The following is a 14,139-nucleotide window of genomic DNA, read 5'->3' as shown; positions in this document are numbered from 1 at the left end:
GAAACGGGACCCGGATTCACCGTGCAGGCCCGGGGCCGTAACCGGTGATCCAGAGACAGGCGGTCAGCCGATTTCGGGGAGTGTGACATGGCTGCCCTTCAGCTGACGGTCGTGGTGCCGTGCTTCAACGAGGCCGAAGCGATCGAGACGTTTCACACCGCGTTGCTCGCCGCGCTCGATCCCTTGGGCGGCAACCTGGAAATCTGCTATGTGGACGACGGCAGCACCGACGGGACGCGGCTGCTGCTGGGCGGCCTCGCGGCACTCGACAAGCGCGTCCGGTACACCGCCTTCAGCCGGAATTTCGGCAAGGAGGCGGCCATGCTCGCCGGGCTCCGTATGTCCCGGGGTTCCGCGGTGGTACTGATGGACGCCGACCTCCAGCATCCGCCCGAACTCATTCCCCGCATGCTGGAACTGCACCGGCACGGATACGACCAGGTGATTCCCCGGCGTGACCGGACCGGCGAGGGGGTGCTGCGCAACGCGCTCAGCCACACCTACTACGCACTGGTCCGCCACTGTATGGACGTGGAGGTCATCGACGGCTCCGGAGACTTCCGGCTGCTGTCACGACGTGCGGTGAACAGCGTGCTGTCGCTCCCGGAGAGCAATCGGTTCTCGAAGGGGATCTTCTCCTGGATCGGCTTCGATACGGTCAGCTTCCGGTACCGGAACCGGGAGCGCGCGGCCGGGCAGTCGAAATGGGGAAGCAGGAGACTGCTGAACTACGGAATCGACGGACTGCTCTCCTTCAACAACCGTCCACTGCGCCTGGCCATCTACACCGGATTCTGGGTCTTCGTCTCGGCGCTCGTCTATGCCTCGTGGACCGTGCTGAATGTGCTGCTGAACGGTGCGGAGACCCCCGGCTACGCCACTCTGCTCACGGCGGTCGTGGCGCTCAGCGGAATTCAGCTGGTCACCCTCGGAGTCATCGGGGAGTACGTAGGGCGCATTTACCACGAGGCGAAACACCGCCCGCCCTATGTCGTACGGGAGACCGACGAGACATGTCCGTCGCCGCCGGGAGGGCCGGAACCGGTCGCCACGGGCGAGTTGAGCGGGATCGCGGCCGACCGGTCGCGCACGATACGGCAGTTCGCGTCCTTCGTGCTGATCGGCTGTGTGAATACGGCGGTGTATCTGGCCGTCTACTACGTGCTGAACCAATGGATTCCGTATCTGGCCGCCCACGCGGTGGGTTTCACGGTCAGCTTCGTCGGCTCCTTCCTGCTCAACTCCTACATCACGGTAGGGACGAAGCCCACCTGGCGCGGGTTCGCACGGTATCCCCTGTCGAGCGTCATCAACCTCGTGGCATCGGGCGCACTGCTGCATCTGGCGGTCAGCGGTCTGGGCCTGGACAAGAACCTCGCCGCCCTGGCCGCGGGCGTACTCGTCACCCCGTTCTCCTTCCTGCTGGCCCGGTGGGCGATCACCTCGGGCCGGGGCGCTCCCGCGCCGCCCGACCGGCCCGACGACACCCGCGCCGAGCCGTCGGTGATCAAGTCGGACAGCCACTGAACGACACCGTCGGGCCACGCCGTCGATCCACAGCGGAGACACGGCACCCGTCCTTACCCGGAGACGAAAGGCACCCGCACATGGTCGGCAGCGTCCCGGGAACCGCTGTTCCGGAACAACCGGACGAAAAGGGGCGGCCGGACGGCAAGGGGCAGCCGGACGGCGAGGGGCGGCCCGACGGGAAGGCGCGGCGGGCCACGACGGGCGCACCGTCCGACGAGCGGGCTGCCCGGTCGTCGCGAACCGGGCCTCGGGCGGACCGCTGGGTACCGGCCCTCGCGCTCGTACCGCTCGGTCTGCTCGCCGCGGCGTCCTGGTCCGGGCGCTGGGTCCGCCCCAGCGCCGACGACTGGTGCTTCCTGCCGCTCGTACGGGACGAGGGTGTCGCCGGCATCGTCGGCAAGTTCTACCTCGACGACAACGGGCGGATCGCCAACGGGCTGCTGGTCGGGGCCTACGCGAAGTTCGGTGTCGCCGGACACCAGTGGTTCGCCCTGGCCAGCGGCGTACTGATGCTGGGCATCCTGTGGGCGGTGGCCGCCGCGGCGCTGCGCAGAGCGGGACCGACCGTGCCCCGCGGCACCGCGCTCCTGATCGCGTCCATGGTCACCGTGCTCTTCCTGTTCGTGACGACCAACACCTACAAGACGTTCTACTGGCCCGCCGCCTCGGTGTCGCACACCCTGCCCCCCGTGCTCGCCTGCGCCGCGACGATTCCGCTCCTGCTGGCCCGCTCACGCACGGGCAGGACCGTGGCCCTGGCCACCGTCGCACTCATGGGCCTGGTCATCGGCACCCTGTCGGAGGAGACCACGGTCGTCGTCGTGGTCGTCCTGTTCGCCGGTCTGCTGACCGGCCACCGGCTCTTCCCGGCACACGCCCGGACCTACGGGTGGGCGTGGTGCGCGGCGGGCATCGCCGGGACGGGCATCGGGGCCCTGATCCTGCTCGCCTCACCGGGCTCCCGGACCCGGCGCGAGCGGTACGGCGCGCGGAACGCGGACCTGCTCGCCCCCGACTCGCTCATCGCGTCGCTGCGCGGGTTCGGCGAGATCATCGTCACGGTGGCCACGACGTGGCAGTACGCCGGGGCGGTCGCGGCGGGACTCCTGCTGGGCCTGGTCGCCCGGCGAGCCGACGGCGGCCCGCCCCGCCCTCCCGCGCACCGGCCCCTGCTCGCCGTCACCGGCACGCTCGCGCTGCTCGTGTCCGGGTACCTCTGTACCGTCATCACCTACCCCGCGTTCGGTGAGCGCGTCGCGACGGCCAACCGGCTCTGGAACGACTACCTGTTGCTGTACGTCGCGCTGCTCGTCGGCGCGGGCCTGCTCCTCGGACAGACCGTCCGGCGGCTCGTCCGGCACACGGGCCCGGCCAAGGCCCTCTGCGCCGTGCTCTGCGTCCTGGTGTGCGTCGGCCCGGCCGTTTCGCTCATGCGCCTCGACACCAATATGCGGGCACGGGCCGAGCGGTGGGACCACCAGGACCGATGGCTGCGGGAGCGGGCGGCGGCGGGCGCCGAGGTCCTCCCGTACAAGGCGGTCACGGTCAGCGGGATGCTGGAGCCGTTCGGCCGGCAGGGGCGAAACATCTGGCCGGCCGGTTGCGTGGCCGACTACTACCACCTCGACCGCGTCACCTACTCGACCGAGCTCCCCTGACCCACGCCCGCGGGGCCCGATGCCGGTGCCACGGAAGCCCGCCGGTGAGCGGCTGTCCCCGGCGGTGGCGGTGGTGTGGTCACCGGCAGGCCGCCCGCCACGCGCGGCCGAGCCGTATGGCGGTGGCGCAGCGGGTGCCCGACCGGCAGGTGGAGCACGCCAGGGTGTGCCCGAGGTAGGAGAGGTACGCGGAGTCCGGCGGCGGGCAGACGGATTGCCGCTGTGCCGGTGTCATCACCGGGCCGCCCTCCGTCCCGCGCATGCGCGGGCGTCCAGGCACTCGCGGGGGAACCAGGAGTACGCGGCTCGGGTGCGGGGCCGGACCCGTTGCTCGCCGAGGCCGACACCCAGGCTGGTACAGAGCGGAGCGGCGCACCACACGCACGCCGTACCACGCTGCTGCCGCTCCGACAGTTCGCCGACTGGCGGCAGATCCCTCACGGTCATGGTGGTGTCCCCGGCTCGTCGCTGTTCAGGTGAGACCAGCCTGGCTCGCAGGGAAGGGCTCAACGCTCACAGTTCTGTGAGCGTCGGCAGGTCGGCGGGTGAGTGTCCTACAGGCCGATCCACGCGGCCATGTGGCCGAGGGTGTCCGGCGTGCGACGGGAGAGGTGCACCAGGCCCGTGATCGTTTCTCTTGCGCCTGGGTGGTACCGAGTCTGCTCAGGTGCGGCGTGGCGAGCGTCGATGATGCTGCCGAGGGCGGCTTCGGTCCGTCCGGGGGGCCTTTCATGCGTACTGGCTGGCCGGCGCCCAGCTCCAGCTGGGCAAACTCGACGAGGCATGCACCAGCGCCGGCCTCGGCCTTGCCCTCGACCTCACGGCGGCCATCGACTCGCCACGAGTGAGCGGCCCCGTCCAGGAACTTCACCGTCGGATGCTGCCCTACGCACGCGAGGCCCCCGTTCTCGCCTTCGAGCAACGCATGCGCGACGCCCTCCGCTGACCCCTTACGAGCTGCCGGTCGCTTCGTCCAGCAGCAGGTACAGCAGGCCGACCAGGCTGCCACTGCTGACGACCTCGCGGCGGTCGATCATCCCTCGGATCTCCGAGATCGGGATCCACTCGATCCGGTCGGACTCGTTCACCTCGGCCGGTGGGCCCGCATACGAGGCGGCCCCGGCGCGGAAGACGAAGTGCTCGGAATCCGTGATGCCGTTCGCGGGTTGCGCGTACACCAGCGGCTTGACGCCCTCCACACGCCAGCCGGTCTCCTCCTCGACCTCGCGGGCAGCAGCCTGCTCCGGGGTCTCGTCGGCCTCGATGAGGCCCATCGGAAGTTCCCAGCCCCAGGTGTCGGTGATGAACCGGTGCCGCCACATCATCAGCACGCGCTTTTGGTCGTCGACCACGGCCGCTACGGCCAGGTGCCGCATCCGGACCACATGGTGTTCCCACCGCCGGCCGTCAGGCTGCTGGACGTCCACGAGCCAGAGGTTCACCCACGGGTTGTTGTAGATCTGCCGCTCGCCATGGACGGTCCACTGCATGAGCCCAACTCCCTTGCCTCAGTTCAGCATTCATCATGTCACTTTGACGGGAATCCGTCCGCCCAGGCGCCTGGACAGGGCGGTGAAGAGGGGCTGGTAGAGGGCGGTGACGAGGCCGAGCAGGGCCTGCTCGCCGAGGGCCTGGGCGTAGGGGCGCTGGTAGCGGTGGCCGCTGCCGGGGTCGGTGGCGAGCTCGTACGGGGCGTTGTCGAGGGCGCTGAAAAGCACCTCGGTGGGGAGGCCGAAGCGGTCGCGCAGTCGGGCGGCCATGGCGAAGGCCAGGGACCGTACGAGCGAGGTGCCGATGTGCGGGGCGCCGTTGATCTGGGTGCCGACGACCAGCGCGATCCGCTCGGGCGGGGCAGCCAGGATGCGCGGCGTCAGGATGTCCTCGGCGCTGTGGAGGGCGTTGGCGAGGACGGTGTTCGGCGAGACGGGGTGTGTGGTCACGAGGTGTCTCCCTGGGGGCCGGTGGTGTGGGTCGGCATGGGCACGGCCCCGCTGTTGGCACGGTCGAATGCGGCCCAGACGCACTTTCCGGGGCCCGTCCGCTCCTGCACGCCCCAGCTGTCGGCGGTCGCGGCGACGATCAGCAGACCGCGGCCGTCGACGGCGGACTCCTCGGGAACGCGCTTCGTCGGCCTGTTCTCGCCGCTGTCGTGGATTTCGATCCGCAGCTCCGCGTCGAGGGACTCGACCCGTACCAGGACCAGTCGGCCCACGGGCGCGCCGTGCAGCACCGCGTTGGTGACGAGCTCCGAGGTGCACAGCCGCAGGTCGTCGAGGCGGCTCGTCTCACCCCATTCGGTCAGCGTGGCGGCGACGAAGTCGCGAGCGGTACGCGGTGTGGTCCGGCGGCGGGGGAAGAGCATGGTGCGGTGCCGACCCGTGCCCGGAAGGAGGTCTGGGGCGGCGTCGGTTGCCTCGTTGGTGAGTGTGCTTGCCATGGTCAACAGCAAAGCGACTTAACTCATTTGGGTCGGGAGCCAGCACGGGGGCCAGCACGGGGGCCAAGGCGGGGGCCACTATGGGGGCCAGAGGTCACGCGTTCCTGGGGGACGGCACGGGCGACACCGGGATCGGCGCCTTGCTCGTCCGGCTGCGCATCGAGCGCGGCTGGAGCCAGCAGAGGGTTGCCGACGAGTACAACGCCCTGGAGGGGCGCTCCGCGAAGACCGGCAAGGAGATCGGGAGGTACGAGCGCGAAGCGCGAGCCCCTGTTCCCTACACCCGGAAGTACCTGGCGCAGGTCTTCAGTGTCGATGTCGCCGTGCTCGACCAAGCTGTTGCCATCAGCAAGGGGCAGCGGGACGGGTCCGATGCCGCCGAGGTCGAGATTGTGCCGCCAGTGCTGCCGCCCGAAGACCCCCACGTCCGTGGTGACCCACTCTCTGAGGACGCGGTGCGGTCGGCGGACCTCGCCCGTTTCATCGCGCAGCGGAACGCCGACGAGTTCGTCGTGGAGCAGCTGGAGGCAGACGTCGGCCGGCTCGCCCGTACGTACGTCAGCCACCCGTTGATGGAGCAGTACGTCGAGATCAGGCGGTTACGGGACGGGGCCTTCGAGCTGCTGCGCGGGCGCCAGCACCCCCGGCAGACCACTGACCTCTACCTCTCTGCTTCTCGCCTTTGCGGCCTGTCCGCGCACGTCTGCCTCGACCTCGGCGACTACGACTCCGCCGCCACCCATGCCCGTACCGCACGCGCCTGTGCCGAAGCGGCTGGGCACGAGGGCATGCTGGCCTGGGTACGGTCCGTGGAGTCATTGATTGCGTACTGGACCGGGCGGTACGAGCAGGCGGCTCGGCTGGCGCAGGTCGGCCGTCGGCACAGGGCGAGCGGCAGCATCGGTGCACGGCTGGCGAGTCTGGAGGCGCGGGCGTTGGCGATAGTCGGCGACACGGCAGGCGCGCTCGCTGCCTTGTCGGATGCCGAACGATCGCGCGAGGCGATCTCGGGTGGGGACGAGGTACTGGGAGTCTTCGACTTCCCCGCGGCCAAGCAGTTCGCATACGCCGGAACGACCCTCTTGGCCGTGGCCGGGCAGGAGCACGTCCACCGGGCCATCGTCAGCGCGGAGATGGCGATCCGCCTCTATCGCAGCGCGGACGGAGATGATCAGTCGGTCGGCGACCTGTTCGCCGCGCACCTCGACCTCGCCCGCGGGCACCTGCTCCTGGGCGACCTGGATGGCACGGAGGAGGTGCTCGGCTTCGTTCTCCAGTCCTCGCCGGAGCGCATGTCGGCCAGTATCGTGCGCCGGCTCACCGTTCTCGGGCGGGAGCTGGAAGGGCCGCAGTACGGTGGAGCCGCGCAGGCGGTGCACCTGCGCGAACGACTCCAACACACGGCCGTCCGTGCGTCCCTGCCCGCCGCCCACCCTCCGGAGTTGCCGACGTGACCGACCTGTCCGCCGCCCACGACGCCGCCGTCACCGACCGGACCCGCCTGGCTGGCAGCGCCTACAACGGAGACCGGGACCTGGCTGCCCGGCAGTCGATCTACCAGTGGCAGACACCCCGGTACGACCTGCCCGGCCTCGTCGCTGAGCGGCTGGGCGACGTACGCGGGCGAGTAGTCGACATCGGCTGCGGCAACGGCAAGTTCATCCAGCGGCTGCGCCAGGACCGCCCGGACCTGTCCCTGCTCGGCCTCGACATCGCTCCCGGCATCCTTGCCGGCGTCCCAGGCCCGGTCGCCGTGGCGGACGCCACGCGGCTTCCGCTGGCGGCGGGCAGCGTCGACGCCGCTCTCGCGCTCCACATGCTGTACCACGTACCCGACATCCCCCAGGCGGTCAGGGAACTGGCCAGAGTCGTCGCTCGTGATGGGCTGGTGGTCGCCTCCACCAACAGCGACCGCGACAAGGCCGAACTCGACGACCTCTGGCAGCGGGCCGCCGGCGACGTCCTCGGCATCGACCGAGGCCCGGCCCGGATCTCGCTCAGTGCCCGCTTCTCCCTGGAAAAAGCCCCGGCTTTCTTCGGCGAGGAGTTCAGCCGCGTGGAGGTGGTCGAGCTGCCAGGGACCATCACCGTCCCCGTCCCCGACACCGTCATCGCGCACATGACTTCGTATCGAGCCTGGGCGGATCAGCACGATGTCCCGTTCGACGCGACCATCGACCGCGCCCGCACCCTCGTCGCCGACCACATCGCCCGCCATGGCGCGTACGAGATCACGTGCCTGGGAGGCATCCTCGTCTGCAGCCGGTGACGGGGCGCGAGTCGCTACAGCTCGTCGGTCACACTGCCGTCGGGGTGATGGCGGTAGAAGTACACGCGGCGCTCGTCCGAGGGCTTTTGCTGTTCGGCTTTGTACCAGGGAACCAGGCGGGCCCACGCTTCCTTTTGTTGACGGACGTTCGTTTCCAACCAGTCCGTGAAGCGGATGTAGACCCGAGACGGTTCGGCGTCACCCTCGGAGTAGGTCCACACCTCTGGGTCAGGTCCTTCGCCGCGCAGGAACTCGAATTGGTAGCCCTGGTGCATGAAGATCACGCGATCGGGACTGGGCCTGAAGGTGTCGGACATCGACTTCAAAGCCGGCAGCATTCGCGTGGAGCGGCAGCGGCTCCAGTCGGGGAGGGTCGGTCCGCCGAAGACCGCGAAGTCCCGGCGTACGGTCCCAGTCGGAGAGGTCGTCGCCGACGCCCTCCTCGTGCACCTCGCCGCACGCCCCTCCAAGGAGTGGCTGTTCACCATGGAGGAGGGCGAGCCGCTCAACTACCGCCGGTGGAAGACCGAGTGGAATGGCGCCCGCAAGGCGACCGCCCGTTCGCCGGGGGTGCTCGGCGGACGGGCGGCCGTCTAGGGCATGATCACAAAATGCGACACGTGAGTCGCTGACACGAGATCACGCAGGTCACGGGTTTGTCGAGTGCCCCGAGACCTGTCAGACCGGACCTCTGTAGAACTGCGCGCGCTTGGGGACCGCGTCCGTCATCTACGTATGCAGGCCAACTGCACGCAGGAGGCTTTCGCGGAGATGACCAATATCAATCGGCGCACCCTCCAGCGAATTGAACGCGGTGTCAGTGATCCCCGGTACACCGATCTTGTCCGCATCGCCGACGCGATCGGGGTCCCGCTCGCCGACCTCGTACGCGAGTAGCAGGTCACCGCGGGTGGCAGGCGCATGCGGAGTCGGTCCGCCGGCAGTACGCGTGCCCGTCGGCCAGGTGCGGCTGCTGGGCTGCCCGGCACGAGGTGCTGTGGTCGTCGGCGCGGAGCCGCTCGGCCACGTCCAGTGCGTCATCGAGCCGGGACAGTGCGGCTGCGGCGGCGGCCAGCTCGGCGGCGGTGATGGGGTCGCCGTGCCACAGGAGCGTGATCCCATGCTCGTCGCACCGGGCCATGGTGTCGGTCTCGACGGCGAAGTCGTGAACACCGTCGGCGTGGTGGCACTTCACTCCGGGGCCCCCTCGGAGTGGGGGTTGGTGTCCGGGTCGGCGTTGGGCCAGTGCCGGCGCTCGCTCGGCGCCCGCCAGTCGTAGTGGGGGCCCGAGTGTCCGAGCGGCTGAGTACAGCGGGCGTAGCTGCCGAAGTTCTCCGCCCCGCAGTACCCGTCTGTGTTCATCATCGTGCCGCCCGCCACGCGCGGCCGAGCCGTATCACCGTGGCACACCGGGCTCCTCCACGGCAGGCGGCGCAGACGAGGGTGTGCTTGAGGTAGGCCTGGTACGCGAACTCCGGGGGCGGGCAGGCCGTTCGCTGCTGCGATGCGGTCACCGGGCCACCCTCCGCCCCGCGCAGGCCAGCGCGTCCAGACACTCGCGGGGGAACCACGAGTACGCGGCACCGGTGGCGGGCCGGACTCGCTGCTCACCACAGTCGATACCCAAGTCGGTCCCGAGTGGTGCGGCGCACCGCACGCACGCGGCACCGCGCTGCTGAGCATCGGACAGAGACTCAGGAGCGGGCAGGTGTATGGCATGGCGCGGCACAGTCATGGGTGGTTCTCCATGTCAGGGGCTGATGGGCTGCACCCGCAGGAGACGATCGGCCACACTCGGCCTTGGCCCGGCAGGATTACGGCTCCAGCCGGGACAAGACCGCGGGTGACGGCGCCGCAGTGCCAGCAGGCCGCGCCGTGAAGGCGGGCGATGCTCACCGGCCCTTCGACGAGCACGGGTGCGGTCATCGGGCCCTCCTCTACCTGTGTGTGCGAACAGGTAGATCGTGGCCCCTGGGAAGAGCTACAACTGCTACATCGTGTAGCAGCTTTCAGACGGCGCCGATCCAGTGAGCGAAACGCGACAGGCTCTCGGCATCGGACCGGTGGTAGCGCCGAAGCGCCCCCGCGACGTCACGGGCCCACGGATGCTCGCGGGTGTGCTGCGGAGCTGCGGCACGGGCCACCTTCAGGCTCTCGAACGCGTCCTCGTGAAGCCCGGCCCAGTCCTGCGCGCGGGCCAGCTCAATGTAAAACCCGCTGCGGCGCTCGGCCGGGAGGGACGCGGGAGGCTTCCACTCGGTAGCCACTCGGTAGCCACGCGGAGAGCGCGGTCGACGTGCTCAGGGCCGAGACCGACCGCGACGGAGACCTCATGGATTCGGACCGAATCAGGGCCGAACGTGGTCCCCAGGTACGCACCCTCCACAGCCACCTGATCCCCAAGTGCGCGGGCGTGCCGCAGATGCGTGTCCGCCGCCGACGCGTCTCCCGCGCGGCCAGCAACGACGGCCGCCCGCATGTGCAGCGCACCGCGGGCCGCCGATGCCGCCCGGCTCGTCGGGGCCGGAGCAACGTCCACGGCCTGCTCCAGTGCGGCAAGGCCCAGCGGGTAGGCACGAGCGGCGAGGAAGACCTCAGTGCGTACGTAGGCGGCGACGGCCTGGACGAGCGGGTCGGCAGTGCGGTCAGCTGCCCAGCGCATCAGGTCGATCAGACGAGCCGACAGATCGTGGGCGCCGAATTTGAATGCCACCGCGTCAGCGGTGCGTGCTGCGGCGACCAGCATTCTGGCTGCCTCCTGCTGGTCGGCGCCCCGCACGGTGTGGACGTACCGGATGGCGTCGCCGAGCAGCCTGGGAATCGCCTCCGCGATCTGTCCGTACTGCGCTCCGAGCCGCCAGGCGACAGCTGCACTGATCGCCTCGGCCAGCTCCTCGGCACTCCGGGTAGGAGGGCCCTGCGGAATGTCGTACCCGGCGATCACCTGCGAGAGCGCGGGCAGAGCGTGATGGACCCGACGCTCGGTGCCGACGTACCCGGTCCGCAGCTGTGTCGCGTCCACCTCCAGGGCGGCGGCGACTGCTTCGAGCACGTCGTCACTCGGCCGACGCGCGCCACGCTCGACGGCTCGGATCGTGGCGTAGGAGACATGGGCGGCAGTGGCGAGGCCGGTCTGAGTGAGGCGGCGGGCGCGGCGGCGAGCGGCGATCCGCTCGCCGACCTCGCGCGGACTGTCGGCGCGCATATATCGACCGTACCCGCACCGTGACGGTACGCGTACGGAGTTGACTACCCGTTGATCAGCGAGGGCAGGTCCATGAGGGAGTCGACCACCCAGTCCGCTGTGTCTCGTACCTCTGGGTCGTCCGCCCACAGGTGCCCCCACGGGCCACGGCGAAGGTGGACTGTGCGAAGCCCGGCCCGAGCCGCAGGGAAGGTGTCGTTCTGGGGATGGTCACCGACGTACACGGTGTCCCGCCCCAGAGAGCCCGCTGCGGCAAGGGTGCGTGCGAAGAACTCCGAGTCGGGCTTCGCAACCCCCCACTCCCCGGACGTTGCGATGAAATCGGCGGGCAGATCCAACGCCCGCAGCAACTCCCCGGCCCGTACCGTCTGGTTGCCCGCGATGACGACGCGCACCCCCAGGGAACGGAGCTCGGCGAGCGCGGGCCGCACGTCGTCGTACAGGTCGGACTCGTCGAGCCGCTCGCCCTGCCCAGCCGCTTCACGGGCGGCATACTCGGCCGGAATGTCGATGCCCGGCCGGAGCAGGCGGAGTGCCTCGGCGTTGTCGAGGCCCCGTGCTGTGACCGCCCCGACGAGCGCGGACACGGTGTGTCTGGGGACGCCAAGCCAGTTGGCCCAGGACGCCCAGCAGCGGTCGTCGCGGACGAGGGTTTCACCGATGTCGAACACGATCGTTTCAATCACATTCCGAGCCTACGGCTGTCGTACGATCCGACTCGTGGCAGATATCGAACTCACTGACGACCTGATCGCACTGGAGCGCGCGGCTTGGGCCGAGAGCAGGAGAACCGCCTCACCGTGGCACCGCTGCCGCCGTACAGCAGGCCATCGCCGCCCACGCCGCAGCCACCGGGCAGGACCGGTACAAAGTCGAGCAGGCGGTGAAGAAGTTGGTTCGGGACCCGAGCCCCCAGCCGATGCCTGACCCCAGACGCACGAAACAGCCCCCTTCGCCCGAAGGCGAAGGGGGCACCCCCGCAACGCGGGGACAACATGCGGCCATTGGTCAGGATCGCCTCGGCGAGCGGACCATCCCGCGCGTACGGGGACCACGTGAATTACCGGTACTGGCCACAACCATCCGCGGGAGCAACCCCGCGCGTGCGGGGACCACTCGTCGACGGTGGTGTCGGAGACCTTCTCGGTGGGAGCATCCCCGCGCGTGCGGGGACCACCCGCGGGTCGCGGTCGAGGAGCGGATGGGGCACAAGCTGCAAGGTGTCGAGGGAACGTACTCGCACACCTCGCCGGAGATGGAGCTCGGTATCGCCGGGGGTCTTCAGGAGGCGTGGGAGAAGTCGTTGACGGACAAGGTGGATCAGACGGCTGAGTGGCGGGAGAGGCGCTCTTCCTGACCTCGTCTCCCAAACGTCTCCCAAACGATCTTTGGGGTGCAGAGAGGCCCGGCTGCTTGAAGCGGCCGGGCCTCTCTCATTCCTGCTCTGACCTGCTGTCCAGCCCGAGGGAAGAAGGCGGGCGGATCAGGCCTGCTTGGTCTCCCAGAAGATCTTGTCGATCTGGGCGATCAGGTCCAGGGCCTTCTGGCCGGTCGCCGGGTCGTTCGAGCCCTTGGCCGCCGAGAGCGCCTTCAGGGTGTCGTTGACCAGCTGGTGCAGCTCCGGGTACTTCTCGAAGTGCGGGGGCTTGAAGTAGTCGCTCCAGAGCACCGAGACATGGTGCTTCGCGAGCTCCGCGCGCTGTTCCTTGATCAGCACGGCGCGGGTGCGGAAGTCCGCGTCCTCGTTGGCCTGGTACTTCTCCTGAACGGCCTTGACGGACTCCGCCTCGATGCGGGCCTGGGCCGGGTCGTACACACCGCAGGGCAGGTCGCAGTGGGCGCTGACCTTCACCTTGGGGGCAAACAGGCGGGAAAGCATGGGGCTGTCCTCCTCGTGATCGTCTTCTCAGGTGGGACATTACTCCGTGAGCGACCGGATTCAGCGGCTGCCCCATGGGCTTAGGCCAAAAGTCCAGGGCGAGTATCGGACCGGTGGCCGAATGTACGTAGTGGTACGCGGGAGGGTGTACTGGAGGACGGACCGGGGAGGTACGGGAGATGCAGGAGCTGACACAGGAGCCCGGACGCGGGCGCGCCGCGCGGGTGCCGTTCCAGGTCGTGGAGGTGACGGGGCCGTCGATGGTGCCCACGCTCTACCACGGGGATCTGCTGCTCGTGAGGTACGGGGCGCCTGTGCGGCCGGGGGACGTGGTGATTCTGCGCCATCCGTTCCAGCAGGATCTGCTGGTGGTGAAACGGGCCGTCGAGCGCCGGGCGGGCGGCTGGTGGGTGCGGGGCGACAACACGTACGCGGGCGGGGACAGCACGGACTACGGGACCGTGCCCGAGGAGCTCGTGCTGGCCCGGGTCCGGGCTCGCTACCGGCCGTTGAAGAAGGGTCAGAGGTCCGTGCTCGGTGTGCTCGGCTGGGCCTTCTCCGCGCTGCGGCCGGTCTCGGCGGCGCGCTCCGCCTCCAGACGCTTGCGGGCCCGGTAGGCGGCGACGTTCGCCCGGGTCGCGCAGCGGTCCGAGCAGTAGCGCCGGGACCGGTTGGTCGAGGTGTCGAGGTACGCGTTGCGGCAGGGCGCGGCCTCGCACAGGCCGAGCCGGTCCACCCCGTGGGAGGTGAGGTGGAAGGCGAGGCCCATCGCCGCGATCGCGGCGTACCCGGCGGTCGCGTTCGAGGGGTGGTCGGCCAGATGCATGTGCCAGTCCGGCTTGCCGTCCTCGTCCCGGGTGTCGTGGCCGGAGATCTGCGGGCTCACGGGGAACTCCAGCAGCAGGGAGTTGAGCAGGTCGACCGCGAGGGTCTCGTCGCCGAGGTCGGCCGCCTCGAAGACCGCGCGCAGCCGTCCCCGTACGGACCGGAAGCGGGTCACGTCCGCGTCGGTCGCACGGCGGGCCGCCTGGCCGTTGGCGCCGAACAGGTCCCGGACGGCCTCGACCGTGGTGAGGATGTCCTTGTTGCGGGCCGGCTCCTCGGTGTTGACCAGGCGCACGGCGTAGTCCGAGTAATAGGCCAGTTCCACTTGTAGTCCTT

16 protein-coding genes and 3 pseudogenes are annotated in these 14,139 nt (G+C 69.6%); 8 read left to right on the top strand and 11 right to left on the bottom strand.

The annotated features are described in order from the left end of the window. The first annotated feature begins 87 nt into the window (after nt 1-87). Together ACIGJO_RS05650 and ACIGJO_RS05645 are read left to right on the top strand one after the other, a co-directional pair. The gene (locus ACIGJO_RS05650) at nt 88-1,527 is read left to right on the top strand and encodes a glycosyltransferase (RefSeq protein ID WP_399952542.1); all 1,440 of its coding nucleotides are present in this window, start codon (nt 88-90) and stop codon (nt 1,525-1,527) included. 80 nt (nt 1,528-1,607) lie between these two features. After that, entirely contained in the window at nt 1,608-3,188 is a 1,581-nt protein-coding gene (locus ACIGJO_RS05645) for a DUF6056 family protein (RefSeq protein WP_399952539.1), read from the top strand. A 554-nt stretch (nt 3,189-3,742) separates the two neighbouring features. Here the strand turns inward: ACIGJO_RS05645 and ACIGJO_RS05640 are convergent. From ACIGJO_RS05640 to ACIGJO_RS05625, 4 genes and pseudogenes are all read right to left on the bottom strand, one after another. Further along, a pseudogene (locus ACIGJO_RS05640) lies at nt 3,743-3,919 on the bottom strand (transcriptional regulator); the annotation flags it as partial. A gap of 219 nt (nt 3,920-4,138) precedes the next feature. Then, the gene (locus ACIGJO_RS05635) at nt 4,139-4,678 is read right to left on the bottom strand and encodes an NUDIX hydrolase (RefSeq protein ID WP_399952537.1); all 540 of its coding nucleotides are present in this window, start codon (nt 4,676-4,678) and stop codon (nt 4,139-4,141) included. 60 nt (nt 4,679-4,738) lie between these two features. Then, nucleotides 4,739-5,128, bottom strand: a pseudogene (locus tag ACIGJO_RS05630) (hypothetical protein); the annotation flags it as partial. After that, a complete protein-coding gene (locus ACIGJO_RS05625; RefSeq protein ID WP_399952534.1) occupies nt 5,125-5,625 on the bottom strand; it encodes an ATP-binding protein in 501 nt (166 codons plus the stop codon). The pseudogene ACIGJO_RS05630 and the gene ACIGJO_RS05625, both read right to left, overlap by 4 nt. Nucleotides 5,626-5,705: 80 nt before the next feature. Here ACIGJO_RS05625 and ACIGJO_RS05620 point away from each other — a divergent pair, with 80 nt between their 5' ends. Further along, entirely contained in the window at nt 5,706-7,079 is a 1,374-nt protein-coding gene (locus ACIGJO_RS05620; protein ID WP_399952531.1) for an XRE family transcriptional regulator, read from the top strand. Then, entirely contained in the window at nt 7,076-7,894 is an 819-nt protein-coding gene (locus ACIGJO_RS05615) for a class I SAM-dependent methyltransferase (protein ID WP_399952528.1), read from the top strand. The genes ACIGJO_RS05620 and ACIGJO_RS05615 overlap by 4 nt, the downstream gene beginning before the upstream one ends. 14 nt (nt 7,895-7,908) lie before the next feature. On the opposite strand, the gene ACIGJO_RS05610 is transcribed toward ACIGJO_RS05615, so the two are convergent. Next, nucleotides 7,909-8,178, bottom strand: a complete 270-nt coding sequence (locus tag ACIGJO_RS05610) for a hypothetical protein (RefSeq protein ID WP_399952525.1) — start codon at nt 8,176-8,178, stop codon at nt 7,909-7,911. Between the two features lie 10 nt (nt 8,179-8,188). Between ACIGJO_RS05610 and ACIGJO_RS05605 the strand changes: the two are divergent. Continuing rightward, nucleotides 8,189-8,443 (top strand): annotated as a pseudogene (locus ACIGJO_RS05605) (tyrosine-type recombinase/integrase); the annotation flags it as partial. Nucleotides 8,444-8,557: 114 nt separating this feature from the next. Beyond that, the gene (locus tag ACIGJO_RS05600) at nt 8,558-8,791 is read left to right on the top strand and encodes a helix-turn-helix domain-containing protein (protein WP_399952522.1); all 234 of its coding nucleotides are present in this window, start codon (nt 8,558-8,560) and stop codon (nt 8,789-8,791) included. A gap of 4 nt (nt 8,792-8,795) precedes the next feature. Here the strand turns inward: ACIGJO_RS05600 and ACIGJO_RS05595 are convergent, their stop codons facing one another. From ACIGJO_RS05595 to ACIGJO_RS05580, 4 genes are all read right to left on the bottom strand, one after another. Beyond that, the gene (locus ACIGJO_RS05595; protein ID WP_399952519.1) at nt 8,796-9,089 is read right to left on the bottom strand and encodes a hypothetical protein; all 294 of its coding nucleotides are present in this window, start codon (nt 9,087-9,089) and stop codon (nt 8,796-8,798) included. Continuing rightward, a complete protein-coding gene (locus tag ACIGJO_RS05590) occupies nt 9,086-9,256 on the bottom strand; it encodes a hypothetical protein (protein ID WP_399952516.1) in 171 nt (56 codons plus the stop codon). The genes ACIGJO_RS05595 and ACIGJO_RS05590 overlap by 4 nt, the downstream gene beginning before the upstream one ends. Before the next feature lie 784 nt (nt 9,257-10,040). After that, on the bottom strand, nt 10,041-11,099 hold the full coding sequence (locus tag ACIGJO_RS05585; protein WP_399952513.1) for a helix-turn-helix domain-containing protein: 1,059 nt from the start codon (nt 11,097-11,099) through the stop codon (nt 10,041-10,043). A gap of 44 nt (nt 11,100-11,143) precedes the next feature. Continuing rightward, a complete protein-coding gene (locus ACIGJO_RS05580) occupies nt 11,144-11,782 on the bottom strand; it encodes an HAD family hydrolase (RefSeq protein ID WP_399953209.1) in 639 nt (212 codons plus the stop codon). A gap of 518 nt (nt 11,783-12,300) precedes the next feature. On the opposite strand from ACIGJO_RS05580, the gene ACIGJO_RS05575 reads away from it, so the two are divergent. Beyond that, on the top strand, nt 12,301-12,456 hold the full coding sequence (locus ACIGJO_RS05575; RefSeq protein ID WP_399952510.1) for a hypothetical protein: 156 nt from the start codon (nt 12,301-12,303) through the stop codon (nt 12,454-12,456). Between the two features lie 126 nt (nt 12,457-12,582). Here the strand turns inward: ACIGJO_RS05575 and sodN are convergent, their stop codons facing one another. After that, nucleotides 12,583-12,978: a superoxide dismutase, Ni gene (gene sodN, locus ACIGJO_RS05570; RefSeq protein WP_150487741.1), complete on the bottom strand. Its 396-nt coding sequence runs from the start codon at nt 12,976-12,978 to the stop codon at nt 12,583-12,585. A 179-nt stretch (nt 12,979-13,157) separates the two neighbouring features. Between sodN and sodX the strand changes: the two genes are divergently transcribed. Next, nucleotides 13,158-13,595, top strand: coding sequence for a nickel-type superoxide dismutase maturation protease (sodX, locus tag ACIGJO_RS05565; RefSeq protein ID WP_399952507.1), 438 nt, complete (start codon nt 13,158-13,160; stop codon nt 13,593-13,595). On the opposite strand, the gene ACIGJO_RS05560 is transcribed toward sodX, so the two are convergent. After that, nucleotides 13,499-14,128 carry a CGNR zinc finger domain-containing protein gene (locus ACIGJO_RS05560; protein WP_399952503.1) on the bottom strand — a complete coding sequence of 210 codons (630 nt, stop codon included), beginning with the start codon at nt 14,126-14,128 and terminating at the stop codon, nt 13,499-13,501. The two genes, sodX and ACIGJO_RS05560, sit on opposite strands and share 97 nt — an antisense overlap. Between the last annotated feature and the right edge of the window lie 11 nt (nt 14,129-14,139).

Source organism: Streptomyces sp. NPDC079020 (genome assembly GCF_044542225.1).
In the GTDB taxonomy this organism is placed as follows: Bacteria; Actinomycetota; Actinomycetes; order Streptomycetales; family Streptomycetaceae; genus Streptomyces.
The sequence above is the reverse complement of the archived record's forward strand: the minus strand, read 5'-3'. Positions and strand labels throughout refer to the sequence as shown.

Coding starts and splice junctions, on each gene's coding strand:
- ACIGJO_RS05650 (WP_399952542.1), top strand. CDS start 88: ATGGCTGCCCTTCAGCTGACGGTCGTGGTGCCGTGCTTCAACGAGGCC.
- ACIGJO_RS05645 (WP_399952539.1), top strand. CDS start 1,608: ATGGTCGGCAGCGTCCCGGGAACCGCTGTTCCGGAACAACCGGACGAA.
- ACIGJO_RS05635 (WP_399952537.1), bottom strand. CDS start 4,678: ATGCAGTGGACCGTCCATGGCGAGCGGCAGATCTACAACAACCCGTGG.
- ACIGJO_RS05625 (WP_399952534.1), bottom strand. CDS start 5,625: ATGGCAAGCACACTCACCAACGAGGCAACCGACGCCGCCCCAGACCTC.
- ACIGJO_RS05620 (WP_399952531.1), top strand. CDS start 5,706: ATGGGGGCCAGAGGTCACGCGTTCCTGGGGGACGGCACGGGCGACACC.
- ACIGJO_RS05590 (WP_399952516.1), bottom strand. CDS start 9,256: ATGAACACAGACGGGTACTGCGGGGCGGAGAACTTCGGCAGCTACGCC.
- ACIGJO_RS05585 (WP_399952513.1), bottom strand. CDS start 11,099: ATGCGCGCCGACAGTCCGCGCGAGGTCGGCGAGCGGATCGCCGCTCGC.
- ACIGJO_RS05575 (WP_399952510.1), top strand. CDS start 12,301: ATGGGGCACAAGCTGCAAGGTGTCGAGGGAACGTACTCGCACACCTCG.
- sodN (WP_150487741.1), bottom strand. CDS start 12,978: ATGCTTTCCCGCCTGTTTGCCCCCAAGGTGAAGGTCAGCGCCCACTGC.
- sodX (WP_399952507.1), top strand. CDS start 13,158: ATGCAGGAGCTGACACAGGAGCCCGGACGCGGGCGCGCCGCGCGGGTG.